This is a genomic window from Rhodococcus sp. ACT016, assembly GCF_050477185.1.
Classification (GTDB): domain Bacteria; phylum Actinomycetota; class Actinomycetes; order Mycobacteriales; family Mycobacteriaceae; genus Prescottella.
This window is the reverse complement of sequence record NZ_JBEAET010000001.1, coordinates 3,849,971-3,868,453: the sequence shown is the minus strand read 5'-3', so window position 1 is coordinate 3,868,453 and position 18,483 is coordinate 3,849,971. Positions and strand designations below refer to the sequence as shown.

Annotated in this window: 24 protein-coding genes; 11 read left to right on the top strand and 13 right to left on the bottom strand. The window is 68.6% G+C overall.

Annotation, left to right across the window (positions count from 1 at the left end):
• The first annotated feature begins 1 nt into the window (after position 1).
• Complete coding sequence (locus ACQ5DX_RS17745) at positions 2-796, top strand: enoyl-CoA hydratase family protein (RefSeq protein ID WP_430333816.1); 795 nt, start codon at positions 2-4, stop codon at positions 794-796.
• A gap of 58 nt (positions 797-854) precedes the next feature.
• On the opposite strand, the gene ACQ5DX_RS17740 is transcribed toward ACQ5DX_RS17745, so the two are convergent.
• The gene (locus tag ACQ5DX_RS17740) at positions 855-983 is read right to left on the bottom strand and encodes a hypothetical protein (RefSeq protein ID WP_430333815.1); all 129 of its coding nucleotides are present in this window, start codon (positions 981-983) and stop codon (positions 855-857) included.
• Between the two features lie 220 nt (positions 984-1,203).
• On the opposite strand from ACQ5DX_RS17740, the gene ACQ5DX_RS17735 reads away from it, so the two are divergent.
• The 7 genes from ACQ5DX_RS17735 (at position 1,204) to tuf (ending at position 7,606) form a co-directional block, all read left to right on the top strand.
• Positions 1,204-1,830, top strand: a complete 627-nt coding sequence (locus tag ACQ5DX_RS17735; RefSeq protein ID WP_430333814.1) for a TetR/AcrR family transcriptional regulator — start codon at positions 1,204-1,206, stop codon at positions 1,828-1,830.
• 17 nt (positions 1,831-1,847) lie between these two features.
• Positions 1,848-2,384 carry a DUF3558 domain-containing protein gene (locus ACQ5DX_RS17730; RefSeq protein WP_430333813.1) on the top strand — a complete coding sequence of 179 codons (537 nt, stop codon included), beginning with the start codon at positions 1,848-1,850 and terminating at the stop codon, positions 2,382-2,384.
• Positions 2,381-2,908, top strand: coding sequence for a DUF3558 domain-containing protein (locus ACQ5DX_RS17725; protein WP_430333812.1), 528 nt, complete (start codon positions 2,381-2,383; stop codon positions 2,906-2,908). The genes ACQ5DX_RS17730 and ACQ5DX_RS17725 overlap by 4 nt, the downstream gene beginning before the upstream one ends.
• Before the next feature lie 320 nt (positions 2,909-3,228).
• A complete protein-coding gene (gene rpsL / locus ACQ5DX_RS17720) occupies positions 3,229-3,603 on the top strand; it encodes a 30S ribosomal protein S12 (RefSeq protein WP_003937662.1) in 375 nt (124 codons plus the stop codon).
• Complete coding sequence (gene rpsG, locus ACQ5DX_RS17715; protein WP_005518273.1) at positions 3,603-4,073, top strand: 30S ribosomal protein S7; 471 nt, start codon at positions 3,603-3,605, stop codon at positions 4,071-4,073. Before rpsL ends, rpsG begins: the two co-directional genes overlap by 1 nt.
• 150 nt (positions 4,074-4,223) lie before the next feature.
• On the top strand, positions 4,224-6,326 hold the full coding sequence (gene fusA / locus ACQ5DX_RS17710; RefSeq protein ID WP_430333811.1) for an elongation factor G: 2,103 nt from the start codon (positions 4,224-4,226) through the stop codon (positions 6,324-6,326).
• 89 nt (positions 6,327-6,415) lie between these two features.
• Entirely contained in the window at positions 6,416-7,606 is a 1,191-nt protein-coding gene (gene tuf / locus ACQ5DX_RS17705; RefSeq protein WP_430333810.1) for an elongation factor Tu, read from the top strand.
• 98 nt (positions 7,607-7,704) lie between these two features.
• On the opposite strand, the gene ACQ5DX_RS17700 is transcribed toward tuf, so the two are convergent.
• Entirely contained in the window at positions 7,705-8,589 is an 885-nt protein-coding gene (locus tag ACQ5DX_RS17700) for a LysR family transcriptional regulator (protein WP_430333809.1), read from the bottom strand.
• 104 nt (positions 8,590-8,693) lie between these two features.
• Here ACQ5DX_RS17700 and ACQ5DX_RS17695 point away from each other — a divergent pair, with 104 nt between their 5' ends.
• The gene (locus tag ACQ5DX_RS17695; protein WP_430333808.1) at positions 8,694-9,071 is read left to right on the top strand and encodes a YybH family protein; all 378 of its coding nucleotides are present in this window, start codon (positions 8,694-8,696) and stop codon (positions 9,069-9,071) included.
• Here ACQ5DX_RS17695 and ACQ5DX_RS17690 read toward each other — a convergent pair.
• The 6 genes from ACQ5DX_RS17690 to ACQ5DX_RS17665 are packed head-to-tail and all read right to left on the bottom strand — an operon-like array spanning position 9,068 to position 12,258.
• A complete protein-coding gene (locus ACQ5DX_RS17690; RefSeq protein WP_430335722.1) occupies positions 9,068-9,691 on the bottom strand; it encodes a pentapeptide repeat-containing protein in 624 nt (207 codons plus the stop codon). The two genes, ACQ5DX_RS17695 and ACQ5DX_RS17690, sit on opposite strands and share 4 nt — an antisense overlap.
• A gap of 13 nt (positions 9,692-9,704) precedes the next feature.
• The gene (locus ACQ5DX_RS17685) at positions 9,705-10,322 is read right to left on the bottom strand and encodes a hypothetical protein (RefSeq protein ID WP_430333807.1); all 618 of its coding nucleotides are present in this window, start codon (positions 10,320-10,322) and stop codon (positions 9,705-9,707) included.
• Complete coding sequence (locus tag ACQ5DX_RS17680; protein WP_430333806.1) at positions 10,319-11,278, bottom strand: DUF6286 domain-containing Asp23/Gls24 family envelope stress response protein; 960 nt, start codon at positions 11,276-11,278, stop codon at positions 10,319-10,321. The genes ACQ5DX_RS17685 and ACQ5DX_RS17680 overlap by 4 nt, the downstream gene beginning before the upstream one ends.
• Positions 11,271-11,450 (bottom strand): DUF2273 domain-containing protein, encoded by a 180-nt coding sequence (locus tag ACQ5DX_RS17675; RefSeq protein WP_127915643.1) that lies wholly within the window; start codon positions 11,448-11,450, stop codon positions 11,271-11,273. Before ACQ5DX_RS17675 ends, ACQ5DX_RS17680 begins: the two co-directional genes overlap by 8 nt.
• Positions 11,447-11,773, bottom strand: coding sequence for a hypothetical protein (locus tag ACQ5DX_RS17670; RefSeq protein WP_430333805.1), 327 nt, complete (start codon positions 11,771-11,773; stop codon positions 11,447-11,449). Before ACQ5DX_RS17670 ends, ACQ5DX_RS17675 begins: the two co-directional genes overlap by 4 nt.
• Entirely contained in the window at positions 11,770-12,258 is a 489-nt protein-coding gene (locus ACQ5DX_RS17665; protein WP_430333804.1) for an Asp23/Gls24 family envelope stress response protein, read from the bottom strand. Before ACQ5DX_RS17665 ends, ACQ5DX_RS17670 begins: the two co-directional genes overlap by 4 nt.
• Before the next feature lie 220 nt (positions 12,259-12,478).
• On the opposite strand from ACQ5DX_RS17665, the gene ACQ5DX_RS17660 reads away from it, so the two are divergent.
• Both ACQ5DX_RS17660 and ACQ5DX_RS17655 read left to right on the top strand, forming a co-directional pair.
• Complete coding sequence (locus ACQ5DX_RS17660; RefSeq protein ID WP_430333803.1) at positions 12,479-13,681, top strand: NAD(P)/FAD-dependent oxidoreductase; 1,203 nt, start codon at positions 12,479-12,481, stop codon at positions 13,679-13,681.
• Between the two features lie 46 nt (positions 13,682-13,727).
• Positions 13,728-14,495, top strand: coding sequence for a glutamate racemase (locus ACQ5DX_RS17655; RefSeq protein ID WP_430333802.1), 768 nt, complete (start codon positions 13,728-13,730; stop codon positions 14,493-14,495).
• A 15-nt stretch (positions 14,496-14,510) separates the two neighbouring features.
• Here ACQ5DX_RS17655 and ACQ5DX_RS17650 read toward each other — a convergent pair whose 3' ends face one another.
• The 5 genes from ACQ5DX_RS17650 to mftR form a co-directional block, all read right to left on the bottom strand.
• The gene (locus ACQ5DX_RS17650; protein WP_430333801.1) at positions 14,511-15,119 is read right to left on the bottom strand and encodes a TetR/AcrR family transcriptional regulator; all 609 of its coding nucleotides are present in this window, start codon (positions 15,117-15,119) and stop codon (positions 14,511-14,513) included.
• A gap of 52 nt (positions 15,120-15,171) precedes the next feature.
• Entirely contained in the window at positions 15,172-15,534 is a 363-nt protein-coding gene (locus ACQ5DX_RS17645) for an SPW repeat domain-containing protein (RefSeq protein ID WP_430333800.1), read from the bottom strand.
• Between the two features lie 266 nt (positions 15,535-15,800).
• Complete coding sequence (locus ACQ5DX_RS17640) at positions 15,801-16,856, bottom strand: 2Fe-2S iron-sulfur cluster-binding protein (protein WP_430333799.1); 1,056 nt, start codon at positions 16,854-16,856, stop codon at positions 15,801-15,803.
• A 159-nt stretch (positions 16,857-17,015) separates the two neighbouring features.
• Positions 17,016-17,819, bottom strand: coding sequence for a mycofactocin oligosaccharide methyltransferase MftM (gene mftM / locus ACQ5DX_RS17635; RefSeq protein WP_430333798.1), 804 nt, complete (start codon positions 17,817-17,819; stop codon positions 17,016-17,018).
• A complete protein-coding gene (gene mftR / locus ACQ5DX_RS17630) occupies positions 17,809-18,450 on the bottom strand; it encodes a mycofactocin system transcriptional regulator (protein ID WP_430333797.1) in 642 nt (213 codons plus the stop codon). The genes mftM and mftR overlap by 11 nt, the downstream gene beginning before the upstream one ends.
• Positions 18,451-18,483: the final 33 nt, after the last annotated feature.

The window sequence follows — 18,483 nt, the reverse complement described above, 5'->3', positions numbered from 1 at the left end:
CATGACGGATACGACGGATCGTCTCGTCCGGTACGACGTGGCCGACGGCCTCGCGACGCTCACCCTGGACTCGCCGCACAACCGCAATGCGATCTCGGGCAGGCTGGTCGAACAGTTGCGGCGGGGCCTGGCGGACGCGGCGGACGACGACGCGGTGCGCGCGGTCGTGCTCACTCACACCGGCACCACGTTCTGCGCGGGGGCGGACCTGTGGGAGGCGAGTGCGTCCGCGGGCGCGGATCCGGCAGAACTCGCGGCCGTGCGCACGACGCAGATGACGGAGCTGCTGCGGGCGATCGTCGAGCTACCCAAGCCGGTGATCGCCCAGGTCGACGGGCACGTCCGGGCCGGCGGGATGGGGCTGGTCGGGGCCTGCGACATCGCGGTGGCCGGGCCGCAGAGCACGTTCGCACTCACCGAAGCGCGCCTCGGGCTCGCCGCGTCGATCATCTCGCTCACGGTGATTCCGAGACTCACCGCCCGCGCGGCCGGACGCTACTTCCTGACGGGGGAGAAGTTCGGTCCGCACGAGGCGGAGGCGATCGGCCTCGTCAGCGAGGCCGTTCAGGATGCGCCGGTGGCGGTGCGTGAGTTGGGGACGGCGCTGCGGAAGTGTTCGCCGCAGGGACTGGCCGAGTCCAAGAAGCTCACGACGATGCGGATGCTCGCCGACTTCGATCGCTACGCGGACGAGTTGGCGGCACAGTCCGCCCGATTGTTCGGTTCGGAGGAGGCCATCGAGGGGATGACGGCGTTCCTGCAGAAACGGGCGCCGGGGTGGTCCGTCGACGGCTGAAACGAACGTGGGGTCCGTTCCATCTCGGAACGGACCCCACAGTCGTCGAGGCGTCGGCTCAGCCGAAGATGCTCGAAACGGTGTCGAGCGAACCGGCGAAGAAGCTCAGGGCGCCGATGAGGTCGCTGGCGTAGCCGGCGAAGTCGGTGATGAAGTCGAAGAAGTCGACGAGCTCGGCAGAACCCATGATTTTGCTCCTGTGAGTTGAGGTGAGAAAGAAAGGAAGGTAACCCTTCCTTGCAGAATTAGTAACGTGTTCGAGGCCGTTCTGCAATGAACTTGTGACGAAGCTTACCTTCGTTTACAGATTGATTACTCGGGGCCCTGCAGCTACCGCCCACAAGGCAGTAGCCACACGCCACACAACGGCCGGAAGACACCGGAGCGGACGACAGGAGAGCGACAGGATGCGCGCACCACAACAGGACCGGAGTCGCCTCACCAGGCACCGACTCCTCGAATCGACCGTCGACTGCCTGGCCGAGTTCGGTTGGTCGGCCACGACGGTCGCCGTCGTCGCGCAGCGGGCCGGCGTCTCGCGGGGCGCCACGCAGCACCACTTCCCGACTCGTGAGGACCTGATCACCGCCGCGCTCGAGTTCATGTTCGACAGCCGGATGGATCAGGCTCACCGCGAGGTCACCGCGCTGCCCGAGGGCGCTGGCCGAACCGAGGCCGTGGTCGCTCGGCTCGTCGACTACTACACGGGCACGCTGTTCAAGGCGGCGCTGCAGGTGTGGACCGCTGCGGCCGCGGACCCGGAACTGCGGGCGCGGGTCCTCCCGCTCGAGGAGCGATTCGGTCGCGTCGCGCACCGCACCGCCGTCGAGAGCCTTGGCGTCGATGACTCCGATCCTGCGATTCGGGGGCTCGTCCAGGCCACTCTCGATCTCGCCCGCGGCCTCGGCCTCGCCGACGTCCTGACCGACGACTCGCGGCGGCGCGCCGAGATCGTGCGGGCTTGGGCGGCGCAACTCGATGCCGCGCTGGGCTCGATCGCCGGTGCGCCGTCGCCCGCTGCTCCTCTGCTGTAGCGGTACAGTGCCGCTCCATGCCGAAGAAGCTGCTCGTGGGTGCGCTCCCGGCGGCCGCCGTCCTGCTGCTCACCGGCTGCGGCGGCTCCGGAGCCGACGAGCGCTCGCTCGGGGACGCGGCGGCGTCGACCACGCGTGACGCCGGCCCGTTCTTCGGCGAATGCGGGTCGGTCACCGACGACGAGGTCGCGAAGGCGTTCGGGGTTCCCGGTTTCGCAACGGTCGTGCGCAACTCCGTCGGCTGCGAGTGGCAGTCGTCCGTGCAGGACGGGCAGGGTTCCCCGCACGTCTCCTTCTCCTGGTACCGCGGCAGCCCGATCGGACGCGAACGCGCCGGCAGCGAGCTGATCGGCCGCCCGGCGACCGACGTCGAGATCGGCGCCCACCCCGGATTCGTCTCTTCTCTCTCGAGTCGGCTGTGCGAGCTGGGCGTGCAGTTCGGCGACGATTTCGTGCACTGGTCGATCTCGTACGCCGGCGCCGCGCCGACCGCGGATCCGTGTCGGGCGGCCCGGCAGCTCGCCGAACTCACGGTCGAGAGGGCGCAGAAGTGAGGCGCACGATTCCGGCCGCCGCGGTCGTCGGCGTCCTGGCGCTCTCGGGATGCGGCGCCACCGTCGGCGGGACGCCGGTGCCGGAGGGGGCGACCGCGCCCGGCTCGTCGTCCGCGTACGCGGCCCTCCTCACCGAGTGTGACGCCGTCGAACCCGAACAGATCGCCGACGCCGTCGGCGGTGGCGCGATCGAACGCGGCTTCTTCGGTGCGATCTGCCGCTGGTCGGTGGACGGCCCGGCCGGTCCGACGCGGGTCACGTTCAACTGGTTCGAAACGGGAACGCTCGACGTCGAGCGCGAGACGTCGCAGCGCCTCGGTTACGCGGTCGAGGACACGACCGTCGACGGCCGGCGCGCCGTGCTCTCGCGGCCGCCGGGGGATCCCGGCGCGTGTGGGATCGCGGCGGGCAGCCCGGTCTCGGGGGTGATCGGGTGGTGGGTCCAGTACCGGAGCGGGGGACATCCCGATCCGTGTGAGGCTGCGGCCACGCTGGTGAAACTCACGCTCCACCTCAGCGCTTGACAATCGCTCGACCCCCGGCCCCGCTTTGACCTCGAATGGAGCCGCCAGGTATCGTTGGGGGTCGTGTCCGACGTGTTCGGGCCGATCTGTGTGCCTATGCGAGGCATTGGCGTGCGCGTGTTTCTGGAGTCTCCGTGAGGTTTCTGCAGGTACGAGCATCCGGTTGCCTGTGTGGGGGTACGCGACACGCCCGACCTCGTGTGCACGCGCGGGGTGGGTGCGGGGCAGCAGCTTTCTTGCCCCAACCGATGGATCCCTAATTTCAGAACAGCCAGGGTTGCTCGTGTGAGCAGTCTGGAACCAACGAAGAAAGCCGGTACATGCCAACCATCAACCAGCTGGTCCGCAAGGGCCGCCGCGACAAGGCCGCCAAGGTCAAGACCGCGGCCCTGAAGGGCAGCCCGCAGCGTCGTGGCGTGTGCACTCGCGTGTACACCACCACCCCGAAGAAGCCGAACTCCGCGCTGCGGAAGGTCGCCCGTGTGCGCCTGACCAGCTCCGTCGAGGTCACCGCTTACATCCCGGGTGAGGGCCACAACCTGCAGGAGCACTCGATGGTGCTCGTCCGCGGCGGTCGTGTGAAGGACCTCCCGGGTGTGCGCTACAAGATCATCCGCGGCTCTCTCGACACCCAGGGTGTCAAGAACCGCAAGCAGGCGCGTAGCCGCTACGGCGCGAAGAAGGAGAAGGGCTGATGCCTCGTAAGGGTCCCGCTCCCAAGCGGCCGCTCGTCGCGGATCCGGTCTACGGTTCGCCGCTGGTCACCCAGCTCGTCAACAAGATCCTGCTGGACGGTAAGAAGTCCACCGCCGAGCGCATCGTCTACGGTGCCCTCGAGCAGGCTCGCGAGAAGACCGGCACCGATCCGGTCGTCACCCTCAAGCGCGCGCTCGACAACGTCAAGCCCGCCCTCGAGGTCCGCAGCCGTCGCGTCGGTGGCGCCACCTACCAGGTTCCGGTCGAGGTTCGTCCGGGCCGTTCCACCACGCTGGCCCTGCGCTGGCTGGTGACCTTCTCGCGTGCTCGTCGTGAGAAGACCATGGTCGAGCGTCTCGCCAACGAGCTTCTCGATGCGAGCAACGGCCTGGGCGCTTCCGTGAAGCGTCGCGAGGACACCCACAAGATGGCTGAAGCCAACAAGGCGTTCGCGCACTACCGCTGGTGATACCACGCCAGGCCGGGGGAGCCTCCGGGCACCAAAACCCCCGGCCTGGCGTTGTCACTACTGTGTCGGTTCCGTCACCGGGCCGGCTGACAAGAAAAAGAGACGTGGCCCCAGAAGGGCCGACACGATCAACGAGCGGGGAAGAATCCTGTGGCACAGGAAGTGCTGACCGACCTGAACAAGGTCCGCAACATCGGCATCATGGCGCACATCGATGCCGGCAAGACCACCACCACCGAGCGCATCCTCTTCTACACCGGTGTGAACTACAAGATCGGTGAGACCCACGACGGTGCGTCGACCACCGACTGGATGGAGCAGGAGAAGGAGCGTGGTATCACCATCACCTCCGCCGCCGTCACCTGCTTCTGGAACAAGAACCAGATCAACATCATCGACACCCCCGGCCACGTCGACTTCACGGTCGAGGTCGAGCGCTCGCTGCGCGTCCTCGACGGCGCTGTCGCAGTGTTCGACGGCAAGGAAGGCGTCGAGCCCCAGTCCGAGCAGGTCTGGCGCCAGGCTGCCAAGTACGACGTCCCCCGCATCTGTTTCGTCAACAAGATGGACAAGATGGGCGCGGATTTCTACTTCACCGTGCAGACCATCATCGATCGCCTCGGCGCGAAGCCGCTGGTTCTCCAGCTGCCGATCGGTGCCGAGGACGACTTCGACGGTGTCGTCGACCTCGTCGAGATGAAGGCCATCACCTGGCGCGGCGTCGTGCCGACCGGTGCTGAGCCCACCATCGAGGAGATCCCCGCGGACCTGGCCGACAAGGCTGCCGAGTACCGCGAGAAGCTGCTCGAGACCGTTGCCGAGTCCGACGAAGCTCTCATGGAGAAGTACTTCGGCGGCGAGGAGCTCACGGTCGAGGAGATCAAGGGCGCCATCCGCAAGATGACGGTCAACTCCGAGCTGTACCCGGTGCTGTGTGGTTCCGCGTTCAAGAACAAGGGCGTTCAGCCCATGCTCGACGCGGTCATCGACTACCTCCCGAACCCGCTGGACATCGGTGAGGTCGAGGGCCACAAGCTGAACGACGAGGAGACCATCCTCACGCGTAAGCCCAGCAAGGACGAGCCGTTCTCGGCCCTGGCCTTCAAGATCGCTGCGCACCCGTTCTTCGGCAAGCTCACCTTCGTGCGCGTCTACTCGGGTCGTGTCGAGCCGGGTGCCCAGGTCCTCAACGCGACCAAGGGCAAGAAGGAGCGCATCGGCAAGCTCTTCCAGATGCACGCCAACAAGGAGAACCCGGTCGACGAGGCCGTCGCGGGCCACATCTACGCGATGATCGGCCTGAAGGACACCACGACCGGTGACACCCTGTGCGCGCAGGACAACCCGATCGTCCTCGAGTCGATGACGTTCCCGGACCCGGTCATCCAGGTCTCGATCGAGCCCAAGACCAAGTCCGACCAGGAGAAGCTGGGCACCGCGATCCAGAAGCTCGCCGAAGAGGATCCGACCTTCTCGGTCGAGCTCGACGAGGAGACCGGCCAGACCGTCATCGGCGGCATGGGCGAGCTCCATCTCGACATCCTCGTCGACCGTATGCGTCGCGAGTTCAAGGTCGAGGCCAACGTCGGCAAGCCGCAGGTTGCGTACCGTGAGACCATCACCAAGCCGGTCGAGAAGCACGAGTTCACCCACAAGAAGCAGACCGGTGGTTCGGGCCAGTTCGCAAAGGTCATCATCGCCCTCGAGCCCTTCGTGGGCGAGGACGGCGCGAGCTACGAGTTCGAGAACAAGGTCTCGGGTGGCCGCGTTCCGCGCGAGTACATCCCTTCGGTCGACGCCGGTGCGCAGGACGCGATGCAGTACGGTGTTCTCGCCGGTTACCCGCTCGTGAACCTGAAGCTGACCCTGCTCGACGGCGCTTACCACGACGTCGACTCCTCGGAAATGGCCTTCAAGGTCGCCGGTTCGCAGGCGCTGAAGGAAGCCGCCCGCAAGGCCGGCCCGGTCATTCTCGAGCCCCTCATGGCTGTCGAGGTCACCACGCCCGAGGACTACATGGGTGAAGTGATCGGCGACCTCAACTCCCGCCGTGGCCAGATCCAGGCCATGGAGGAACGCAGTGGTGCCCGTGTCGTGAAGGCGCTGGTTCCGCTCTCGGAGATGTTCGGTTACATCGGTGACCTGCGGTCGAAGACCCAGGGCCGTGCGAACTTCTCCATGGTGTTCGATTCCTACGCAGAGGTTCCCGCGAACGTCTCGAAGGAAATCATCGCCAAGGCGACCGGCGAGTAACCTCGGTTTCGTCGGCCGAAGCACGACCAACGTAATAACCAACCGCACTGCTGCATACCGCAAGCACAATCAGTCCAGGAGGACATCCAGTGGCGAAGGCGAAGTTCGAGCGGACCAAGCCGCACGTGAACATCGGCACCATCGGTCACGTCGACCACGGCAAGACCACCACCACGGCTGCGATCACCAAGGTGCTGGCCGACAAGTTCCCCGACCTGAACGAGAGCTTCGCTTTCGATCAGATCGACAAGGCGCCGGAGGAGAAGGCTCGTGGTATCACGATCAACATCTCCCACGTCGAGTACCAGACGGAGAAGCGCCACTACGCGCACGTCGACGCTCCGGGTCACGCTGACTACATCAAGAACATGATCACCGGCGCGGCTCAGATGGACGGCGCGATCCTGGTCGTGGCCGCCACCGACGGCCCGATGCCGCAGACGCGCGAGCACGTGCTGCTCGCTCGCCAGGTCGGCGTGCCCTACATCCTCGTCGCCCTGAACAAGGCCGACATGGTCGACGACGAGGAAATCCTCGAGCTCGTCGAGATGGAGGTCCGCGAACTGCTGGCCGGCCAGGAGTTCGATGAGAACGCTCCGGTCATCCCGATCTCGGCTCTGAAGGCCCTCGAGGGTGACGAGAAGTGGGTTCAGTCGATCGTCGACCTCATGCAGGCTGTCGACGACTCCATCCCGGATCCGGTTCGTGAGACCGACAAGCCGTTCCTGATGCCGGTCGAGGACGTCTTCACGATCACCGGTCGTGGCACCGTCGTCACCGGTCGTATCGAGCGCGGCGTGATCAACGTGAACGAGGAAGTCGAGATCGTCGGCATCCGTCCCGATGTCACCAAGACCACGGTCACCGGCATCGAGATGTTCCGCAAGCTGCTCGACCAGGGCCAGGCCGGCGACAACGTCGGTCTGCTGGTTCGTGGCATCAAGCGCGAGGACGTCGAGCGTGGCCAGGTTGTGGTCAAGCCCGGCACCACCACCCCGCACACCGAGTTCGAGGGCCAGGCGTACATCCTGTCCAAGGACGAGGGCGGCCGCCACACGCCGTTCTTCAACAACTACCGTCCGCAGTTCTACTTCCGTACGACTGACGTGACGGGCGTTGTGACCCTGCCTGAGGGCACCGAGATGGTCATGCCCGGTGACAACACCGAGATGTCCGTCGTGCTGATCCAGCCGGTCGCCATGGACGAGGGCCTGCGCTTCGCGATCCGTGAGGGTGGCCGCACCGTCGGTGCCGGTCGCGTCACCAAGATCGTCAAGTGATTTTCTGATCACTGACGGTTGATCCCGTCGATGGCGCTCACTCCTTCGGGAGTGGGCGCCATTCGGCGTTTCAGGGGATGTCCGGGCGGGAGTCGGGGTCAGGCGGCGGGGACGGTGAATGCGCGTCGCGTCAGGTCCAGCAGCGCGCGCAGCGCCGGGGACGGCGCAGGGCGCCAGACGAGTGCCAGTACGGCCGCGATGTCGGCGTCCCGGATGCCGACCGGGACGAGGCCCGGGTAGGCGGCGGCCATCGACTCGCTGAGGATCGCCACCCCGAGCCCCCGCTGCGCAAGATCCGCGACCGCGTCCGGAGCGCTGGCCTGCATCGCGATGTGCGGGGTGGTGGACAGCCCGGCGCAGCTGAGGTCGAGCACGGTGCGGATGCCGGTTCCGGCGGGCATGACGATGAGCGGGTGCTCGCACACGTCGGCCAGTCGCGCGTCCGGCACTGTGGTCAGTGGATGCCCGGCGGGAACGGCCGCGACGAGGTGCTCGGACACGATCGTGAGCGAGGCGAGATCGGCGGGCGGTTGCTCCGCCACCCCGACGAGGGCCAGGTCGAGTGAGCCTGCGCGCACGCGGTCGACGAGCCGATCGGAGTTGTCCTCGACGAGGTCGATCACGACGCCGGGATGCGTGCGCCGGCATGCGGAGAGGGCGTCGAAGAGGGGTGTCACGGTACAGGCGGTGACCATCCCCACCGCGAGTCGTCCGCGAACGAGCTGATTCACGTCGTCGACGGATTCGCGCACGGTCCCGGCGGCGGTGAGCGCGGCACGTGCATGGGGCAGGGCGGCTTCGCCCGCGGCCGTGAGCGTCGCAATCCTGTTGGACCGGTCGAACAGGGGTGCACCCAGTTCGTTCTCGAGCTGCCGGATCTGTGCGCTGATGCCGGATTGGCTGATGTGCACGCGTGCGGCGGCGCGGGTGAAGTTCGCTTCCTCCGCCACGGCGACGAAGTACTCGAGCTGGCGCAGTTCCATAACTCTGGATTCTAGTTCTGAGAAGAACTATCTGTTGGACTTCTGATCTGTGCGGCTCGATGCTGGTCTTGTCGATTCCGGTTCGTGCGAGAGGAAACCCCCACATGTCGAAGATCCAGCTCGAGAAGGCCATGACGCCCGAGGACCTCACCCGGTTGTTCGTCGAGCGGTCCAATGCCGGCGATGCGGACGGCGTAGCTGCGCTGTACGAGGAGGACGCGGTCATGGCGTACCCGCCGGGGTCGATGACGGTGGGACGGGCGGCGATCCGGGCGTTGTGGGCGCAGGTGCTCAGTCATGCGCCGCGCTTCGAACCCGAGCCGCCACTCCCGACGTTGGTGAGCGGCGATCTCGCGCTGACCTCCACGCCGCCTCGCGACGGGGCCGGAGCCCGGGCACAGGTCGTCCGCCGGCAGCCCGACGGCAGCTGGCTGCGGGTGCTCGATCAGCCGGAGTTCGTCACACCCGGCGCCGCCGGTTAGTCACCGACCGCGACGCGCAACCCGTGGGCGGCCGCGAAGCTCACGGCCTGTGACAGTTCGATGGCGGCGCCGGTGAGCGTCGCGGACGTCCACAGCGACGGGTCGACGCGGGCGCCCTCGAGGTCGGCGTCGTCGAGCCGCAGCTCGGCGGTGCGGGCGCCCGTCAGATCGGCGTCGCGCAGGATCGCCTTGCGCAGGTCGGCGGCAACCAGGTTGGCCTCGCGCAGCCGGCAGCCCGACAGGTCGACACCGCGCAGGTCGACGCCGCCCAGTGACGCCAGCGTGAAGTCCACCTCTTCGAGCGTGAGGGGGCGGATCCGGGAGTCCCGGATCACCGATCCCATGAAGCTCGAGTGCTGAAAGGTGCTGTCCCACATGCGCGTGTACTCGAAGTGGCAGTTGCGGAACGCGGAGCCGACGTGCCGCGACCCGGTGAGGTCGGCGCCGGTGAAGTCGCAGTCGGTGAACGTCACGGACTCGGTGAGGATCCCGGACAGGTCGGTGTCCCGGAAGTCGCATCCGATGTAGGTGCGGCGGCGCCACGTCTCGCCGGCGAAGCAGGCGTCGGAGAAGTCCTCGCGCTCGAACTCGGTGTCGTCGGCGGTCAGGTCTGGCTGCATGTCGTCCACCCGGTCAGTCTCCACCGTCGGCGGGAGCGGTCTGCTCGGCGGGTGCCGGGACAGGCGGGTGGTCGGCGCGGTCGAGGTGCAGCAGGACGCGGACGGCGACGTCGGCGACGGCGATCCCCCCGAGCGCCGACGTCGTGGTCGCGCCGATGCGTTCGGCGTCCCGGACGAGCGCGGCGATGTCGCAGTGCGGGTCGGCGTCGAGAGTGACCTGGATGGTGTCCAGCCCGCGGTCGGACACCGCCCGCCCGCGGGCGCGCCGGACGCCGGGGAGCCGTGCCAGTTCGACGGCGACCCCGTCCGCGATCGGGCCGAGGTCGATCGCGACGGCGGTGTCGGTGCTGGTCTCGAGCATCGTGCTGGGGGCGGCGCGCCGGCGGGCCAGGTCGACGACGAGCACGACGACACCGAGGATCACGCCGACGGCGATCGTCCCGGCGAGTGCCCAGTGCCACCAGGGCTCGTCGGGCACCGCGGCGACCCGGTTACGGTCGAGGTGGGACACCGCGCCCCGCACGGTCTGGACGCCGCGATCCCAGGCGAGGGCGCCCGCCCCGGCCGCGGCCAGCGCCAGCCCGACGATCAGGACGAGCAGGCGGTTGAGTGCCGCCGCGCCGCGCTTCACGATTCGCCCCGGGTGCGTCGGACCCGCACGCGTAGCTTGAGCGGCCGGTCGAGGACTGTCAGCGAGTCTCGGACAGCGTCGGCGACCACGTCGCGTAGCTCGCCCGTCGGGCGGTCGGGCGCGGCGACGACGTGGACGGTCGCGCGGCGGCGGTCCACGGTCGTGTGCGCGGAGAGCACGCCGGCGACCGTCCCGGCCCGCGCGCTGCACATCCGGGCGACGTCGACCGGTCGCAGCCACACGGCCGGGGCGTCGGCGCCGATCCGCGCCGGGACGTGCGTGCGGGTGCGCGGTGCCAGCGCGAGCAGCACGAACAGGACGCCGAGAACGAGCGCGGCCAGTGAGACGGGCACGAGCCACTGTTCCCAGTGCAGGCGGCCGATCCATTCGAAGGTGTTGCGCAACCACGGCGCGCCCGATATCGCCCCGCGGGCGATCAGCAGTTCCCGGGCCGCGACCGCGGCCAGTGCCAGCAGTCCGACGGCGATCGCGACGGCCGCGGGGACGGCGGCGGGCGCGGCCGTCGGGGTCCGGGGCGCGACGACGTCCGGTGCGGGCCGCGGTGCGGGGCACTCGTCGGGGTCGCCCGGCGCCGCACAGTCGGTGCCGGCGACGAGGACGCCGAGCTGGTGCAGTGGCATGCCGGTGAGGTTCTCCACCTGATCGCCGACCTCGCGGTGCACCCTCCGGGTCAGTTCGGCGACGTCGCACGGCCAACGCACGCCGAGGTACAGGTTGACCGCGACGGATCGGGCGCCGGTGGAGACGTCGGCACGGGGAAGGTCGCGGCCGGTGAATCGGGTGAGCCCGCCGCCCTGCTGCACGACGCCGGGTACCTGGAGGGCCGCGGTGGTGGCGATCTTCGCGATGGCCCGGTCCTTGATGATCAGGCGTCCACGCGCGCCCGGTTCGTCGGTCGTGTCGTCCGGTGCGGTGGTGGTGTCGGGGTCAGCCACGGCCGCGCGACCGGAGCAGGGCCCCGAGGTCGAGGTGGCCGTCCCGGTGGGCACCGATCGCCATCCCGACCGCGCCGAGGAGTACCGCGAATACGAAACCGCTGAAGCCGCCGAGGATTCCGGCGAGCGCGAGGAGAAGTCCCGCGATCAGTCCCATGCCCGTGCTGGTCATTTCCCTGGTCCTGTCTGGTCGGCTGTGCTGTCTGGGTTCTCGATGACGTCCTCGATCGTCACGTCCACCGGCACGTCCACGACCTCGCGGACGACGGCGCGGACGCGTTCGGCGGTCGCGAACAGGTCGGCCGGGTAGCGCGCGGTCACGTGCACCGCGCAGGCGTCGTCGTCGATCCGGATGCCGGTGACGCGCCGTCCGGGGAGATAGGTGGCGACGGTGCCGAACTCGCCGCCGTGCAGTCCGGCCACTCCCGGCACGGCCAGTGCCGCGGCGGCGGCGCGTTCGGCCGTCGAAAGTGATTGCGTCGCAGGCTCGGTCACTGGACTCGCGGTTTGGTGTCGCCCGGTTTGGTGTCGCCGGCGCCCGGTTCGTTCTCGTCGAACAGGACGACGTCGAAGACGGTGATGTTGACCTCGGTCACCTCGAGGCCCGTCATGTTCTCGACGGCCGCGATGACGTTGCGCCGGATCCCGGCGGCCAGTTCGTGCAGGGCCACGCCGTACTCGGCGACGATGCCGATGTCGATCGCGGCCTGCTTCTCGCCGACCTCGACCGCGACACCCTGACCGTGGTTGACCCGGGCGCCCGGGATGCGATCGCGCAGTGCCCCGACGACGCGGGCCGTGCCGCCGCCGACGTCGTAGACGCCGCTGATCTCCCGCGTGGCGATTCCCGCGATCTTCGCGACGACCGCGTCGGCGATGATCGTCCTGCCCTGCGAGTCGATCAGTTCGGGCGTGGACCCGCCGAATCGGATTCGTCCGCCCTCCGTGCCCGAAACACCTGCACCCGGCTCACTGGTCATCGTCGCTCCTCGTCCGGTGCCGTTCCCGCGTCGGCCCGGTTCGTGTCCAACTGTAGTGAGTGCGCTCACCGCGTGGGGTACGACGCGCAGCGGTGGTGCCCGCGCGAACGGGCAGGTACCCGATACCCCTCGAATTTGGTAGAACATGTTCCAACTGTGGTGTGCCCGTGTGGGCGCCCGGAGGACGTGTCCGGTGTGGTGACGGAGGGGTTGGCAAGGGATGACCAGTAGTGACAAGACCGTCGGTCCGGTCGTGATCGTCGGGGCCGGACTGGCCGCCGTCCGCGCAGTGGAGGAGCTGCGACAGTTCGGGTACGAGGGCGAACTCGTCGTCGTCGGTGACGAGCCGCACCTGCCGTACGACCGGCCGCCGCTGTCGAAGGAGGTCGTCCGCGGCGAGAACGACGACACGACTCTGCGCCCGCAGGAGTTCTACGACGAGCAGCGCGTCGAGCTGCGCCTGGGAACCGCCGCGACCGGGGTCGACCGCGAGCGTCGCGCGCTGCTGCTCGCCGACGGCAGCGAGATCGCGTACGGCGAGCTCGTCGTCGCCACCGGTCTCAGCCCGCGTCGCATCCCGGGCCTGCCGCACCTCGACGGCGTCCACGTGCTGCGCTCGGTCGACGAGAGCCGCGCGCTGCGCGCCGACCTGCGCGAGGGTGCCCGCGCGCTCGTCGTCGGTGCCGGTTTCATCGGTTGCGAGCTCGCGGCCAGCATGCGCGGAATGGGACTCGACGTCGTGCTCGTCGAGCCGCAGCCGGCGCCGCTGGCGTCGGTGCTGGGCAAGCAGATCGGCGCGCTCGTCGGACGGTTGCACACCGAGGAGGGCGTCGACGTCCGGGCAGGGGTGGGGCTCGCGTCGCTGACCGGCGACGGGCGGGTCAGCGGGGCCGTGCTGTCTGACGGCACCGAACTGGCGGTCGACGTCGTCGCGATCGGTATCGGCTCGGTGCCGGTCACCGGGTGGCTCGAGGGCTCGGGCATCGACCTCGACAACGGGGTGCTGTGCGACGAGGTGGGCCGCACGAACGATCCGCACGTGTGGGCCGTCGGCGATGTCGCGGCGTGGCGGCACGAGGCCGGCGGGCACAAGCGCGTCGAGCACTGGAGCAACGCTGGCGACCAGGCGAAGATCCTTGCGGGTGCGATCACCGGCACGGGCGACCCGAGTGCGCCCGCGCAGGTTCCGTACTTCTGGAGCGACCAGTACGGACTCAAGATCCAGGCCCTCGGCACGGTGTCGTCCGACGACGACGTCCACATGATCAAGGACGACGGCCGCAAGTTCGTCGCGTACTACTCGCGAGACGGCGTGCTGACGGCGGTGGTCGGCCTCGGTTCGGCCGGCGCGGTGATGAAGATGCGCGGCAAGATCGCGGCGGGCGCGCCGATCGCGGAACTGCTCGAGTCCACCCCCGCCTGACCCGCCTGCCCGACCCGGTAGGACGCCGCCGGGCTAGATTTGTCGGGTGATCGTTGCGCTCATCGACTCGGGTCTCGGACTTCTCCCGACGTCTGCGTGGTTGCGGCGGTTACGTCCGGACCTCGACCTGCTGCTCTCCCTCGACCCGGAGGAGGCGCCGTGGGGCCCGCGGGACGAGCAGTGGGTGATCGATCGTGTCGTCGACACTGCCCGCCGGGCCGTCGACCGCGGTGCCGAGGTCGTGGTGCTGCCGTGCAACACCGCGAGCGTGACGGCGCTTGATCATGTGCGCGCCGACCTGGGGCCGGAGATCCCCGTGATCGGCACGGTGCCGGCGATCAAGCCGGCCGCGGCGATGTGCGATTCGGTCGCCATCTGGGCGACGGCCGCCACCACGGCCAGCGCGTACCAGGCGAACCTCGTGAAGCAGTTCGCCAACGGCAGTTCGGTCGTAGGGGTGGCGTGCCACGGTCTCGCCGACGCGATCGACCGGGGCGACATCGAGGCGGTCGGGGCGGCGATCGCCGCCGCGGCCGCCCACACACCCGGCGACGTGACGGGCGTCGTGCTCGGCTGCACGCATTACCCGCTGGTGGCGGACGAGATCGCGGCGCACCTGCCCGACGGCGTCGTGCTGTTCGACAGCGCCGAGGCCGTCGCGGCGCAGACCCTGCGGCGTATCGACGCCCTGGGGCGCGATTCGACCGGTAACGGCACCGTCGAGGTCCTACTGAGTGGGACTCGCGGTGAGCTGCCTGTCAGTGCGGCCGGCTTCGACGCCGGACGTCTGCTGCTCGCGGCGCCCTCCCGCTGAGCCGGCGCTCCTTCCTCATCCCAGCCGGGCCATCCCGGCGGCCACGACCTGCGCGACGGTGTCGAGTTCCTCGTGGTGCAGGCGTGGGATGTCGTCGAGGTCGCGAATCCGGTCGTTGTTGGCGGCCGAGAACATCGCGGCGACCCACGCGTTGGCGCACGCCCGCAGGGTCCCCGGGCGCACCGGGGACACCGCGCTGGCCTGCAGAATCCGGACGGTCACGTCGTGCATGTACGAGCGGAACCGGCGCAGGTAGTCGCGGACGTCGGGGTGGGTCTCGGCCTCGCGCCACATGATCACCCGCATCACCGACGAGTCGTGGTAGCGCAGGTTCAGTGCGTCGTCGAGGTTCACCAGACTCCGCGCCGGATCGCCCGGCGCGACCAGGGGAGTGATGTCGTCGAGGGGTTCGGCGGGGAGCCGTTCGGCGAGCAGTGCCGTGAGGATGTCGGGTTTGGTGGGGAAGTAGTAGAAGACGAGGCCCTTCGGGACCCCGGCGGCCGCGGCGACCGCGGCTGTCGAGGTGGCGTCGAAGCCGCGGTCGGCGATCAGGGTCTCGGCGGCGTTGAGGATCTTCTCGCGCGCGTCCCCGCCGATCCGGGCGCTCCGCCGACGGTGCGGCATGGCGAGGTTCCCTGCTGTCAGTGGGTCGTGCGTTCGCGTGTCGTTCGTGCCGTCAATGCGCCGCCAGCCCTCCGTGTCCGTGCATGCGTGCGCTCATCGCGGGCATTCCGACGACGGAGACCACCACGGTCAGCGCGCCGACGACCCAGGCCGTCCATGCTGCCCCGCTCATCGCGTGGAAGTTCATGACCCACGGGGAGATGAACAGCAGAACGCCGAGCACGCCCATGGCGTAATCCACCGCCGCCATGCCGGGCCGGGCCATGTGCGCCAGGCCGGCGAGAGCGACCAGCACGCCCAGCACGATCAGTGACCATCGGGCGCCGGTGTTGGTCGAGAGCCACAGCGGTGACAGCGCAGCGAACGCGCCGATGATGACGGCCGCGTAATCCTGCCAACGAGTTGATGCCTTCATGACCCGCCTCCTCGGGAGTGAGTGACAGAGGATCGTGTCCTCGGCTTCAGTGTCACGCTGACTGACCGGCCGATCAATATTGTCCGGATTGCACTCGGATCACGGGTTTGTGCCGTTCGAGCCACGGTTGTGTGGCCGAATGTCACATGCGTTCCGTTGGACTGAACCGGTGTGACATTCGGCCACACCCGGGATGGGCGCATGCAGCAGGGCCCGACCCCACCGGACGGCGGAGTCGGGCCCTGCTACGAAACGAATGCCGAGTGTCAGAACTCGATCTTGAGGTGATCGCTCACCGGCTTGGCCTGGCAGCCCAGGATGTAGCCGTTGGCGATGTCGTCCTCGTCGAGGACGCCGGCGTGCTCCATCGAGACCTCGCCCTCGAGCACGGTGCAGGCGCACGAGCCGCACTCGCCCTCCTGGCAGGAGTACGGCACATCCAGGCCCTTCGACAGCATGATGTCGACGAGCGTCTGCTTGCGCGGCCAGCTCAGGCTGTGGGTCTCGCCGTCCAGTTCGATCTCGACGGTCGCGGCGTCGGCAGCCTCTTCCGCGGTGACTTCCTCGAGCTCGACGTCCTGGAACGGGTCACCGCTGAGCGAGTTGAAGATCTCCGCGTGGACCTGCGCGCGCTGCATGCCGGCGTCGGCGAGCGCCGCGTGGACGGTGTCCATGAACGGGCCGGGGCCGCACATGAAGGCCTCGTACGACGTGAACGGTGCCGCCAGCGACGCGAACTGCGCGGCGGTGGGCAGGCCCTGCAGCGACTCGACCCAGTGGATGATCGTCAGCCGGTCGGAGTGCTTGGCGGCCAGCTCGCGCAGCTCGGCGGCGAAGATCACCGAGTTCTCGTCGCGGTTGGCGTAGACCAGGACGACCTTGCCCTTGCCCTCGGTCAGCGCCGACTTGAGGATCGACATGACGGGCGTGATGCCGCTGCCCGCGCCGAACAGCAGGAAGTCGTGGTCGAGCGACTTCGGCGTGAAGATGCCGGCCGGGGGCAGCACCTCGATCTGGTCGCCCACCGAGACGTGGTCGCACAGCCAGTTGGAGCCGTAGCCCTCGGCGGTGCGCTTGACGGTGACCTTGGGCGCGTCGTCGGTGAACGGCGAGCTCGCGAGCGAGTAGCAGCGGGCGACGGAACCGGTCTGGTCGCTCGGGATGCGCAGCGTCAGGAACTGGCCGGGCTTGTACTGGAACTTGCTCTTCATGTCCGCGGGGACGTCGAAGACCAGCGACCGCGCGTCGGGGGTCTCCTCGATCACCCCGGACACGGTGAGCACCGCGGATCGAGAGCTGTGCGGCACATCGATAGTGGTCATGCGAACTCTGGTCCTCTCGTGGATCAGCCTAGAACGTTTAGAACGTGTTCTAGTTTCAGCGTAGCAGCGTAGCGACGCTACCGGGGCGATCGTAATTCTCCGATTCCGGCTCCCGCTGATCGGGAGCGTGCTCGAGGCCCGAATCGGACGCTCGAGAACTCAGGCCTCGAGGACGAGCCAGCCGCCGTGATGATCGAAAACCTCGAACGGGCGACCGGTCGAGGCCCCGAGCGCCCGCAGGGCGGCGGCGTCGAATGTACGCACATGGCCGTGGCACGCCGTCGCCACGTCCTCGTAGGGCACCGCGACCACGACGCGCTCGCGAGCGATCCGCAACGCCTCGGCGACGACGGCGGCCCCGGTGTCGGGGTCGACGTGCTCGAGGAGGTGGATCGCGGTGACGGTGTCGGCGCTGTCGTCGGGCACCGGCACGTTCGCGGCGTCGCACACCACGGTGTCGACGTTCAGTCCGAGGGCAGGTGCGACGGCGTCGAGCAGGGTCATCGTGCCCGGCAGGATGTCGGTCGCGGTGACCGGGACGCCGGCGCCGGCCAGGCGCAGCGGCAGGAAGCCGAAGCAGGAGCCCAGGTCGAGCACGCTGCCGCGGACCAGTTCGGCGGCCTTGTCGTGGATCGGGGCGAAGTCGGCGGTGCCGTCCAGTAGCTCGCCCAGCGAGTTGCGGTAGTAGACGGTCCACGACTCGAGGGCGTCGGGCACCGTCGAGCGGACCAGTCCCACCATCGTCAGTTCGAACTCGGTCTGGCCGAAGTCGGCGTCGCCGATCGACGCGGTCACCTCCGCCACCAGGCGTTCGCTGAGCGACTCGGGTCCGAGCGAGTGCCGCACGTGCAGGGCGTCGCCCGTGCGGGTGAGTGTGATGGGGCCGCTCGGGATGCGCTCGACGGTGACGTGGTCGTGTGACCACAGGCCGGGTGCGCAGGGGGCGAGCGAATCAAGCGTCATGGTGGGCGGTCCCGTTCGGCAGAGGTGCGTCGATGTCGTTGAGGCTGGTGTAGAGGATGCGGCTGCCCTCGGCGAGCAGGTCGAGCAGGTCGAGCGAGTCGTCCGTCAGCCACGTCTCGTAGGCCCCGAGTGCGACGCCGAGCAGCAGGTACCCGGCGGTGCGGGGGAGTTGATCGGTGGGAGCGAGTCGCATGCGGCGTGCGACGTACTCGGCGATCACCCGGCGCCAGCCGTCGTACATCACCACCGAGTACGCCTGCAGGGCCGGGACCACGAAGATCAGTCGCATCCGTTCGCGGTGGGCCGCGGCCACCTCGGGTGGAAACGTGTTGAACGCCAACAGCGCCGAGATCAGGCCGTCGAGAAGCGGTGTGTCGTCGGGTATCTCCGCGAGCAGAGTGCGCATCTCGGACAGGTGCGCGTCGAAATCGCCCCACGGGACCGCGTTCTTGGACGGGAAGTACCGGAAGAACGTACGACGTGCGATACCGGCGGCCTCGGCGATGTCGTCGACGCTGGTGTCGTCGAACCCGCGGGCGGCGAACAGGTCGATCCCGACCGCGGCGATGCGGTCGCGTGTGGTCGTCGGTCTTCGACCGATTCGCGACGACGGGTTCCTACGGGTGCGCACTCTGTGACCTCCTTCACTAGTCATTGTGCACCG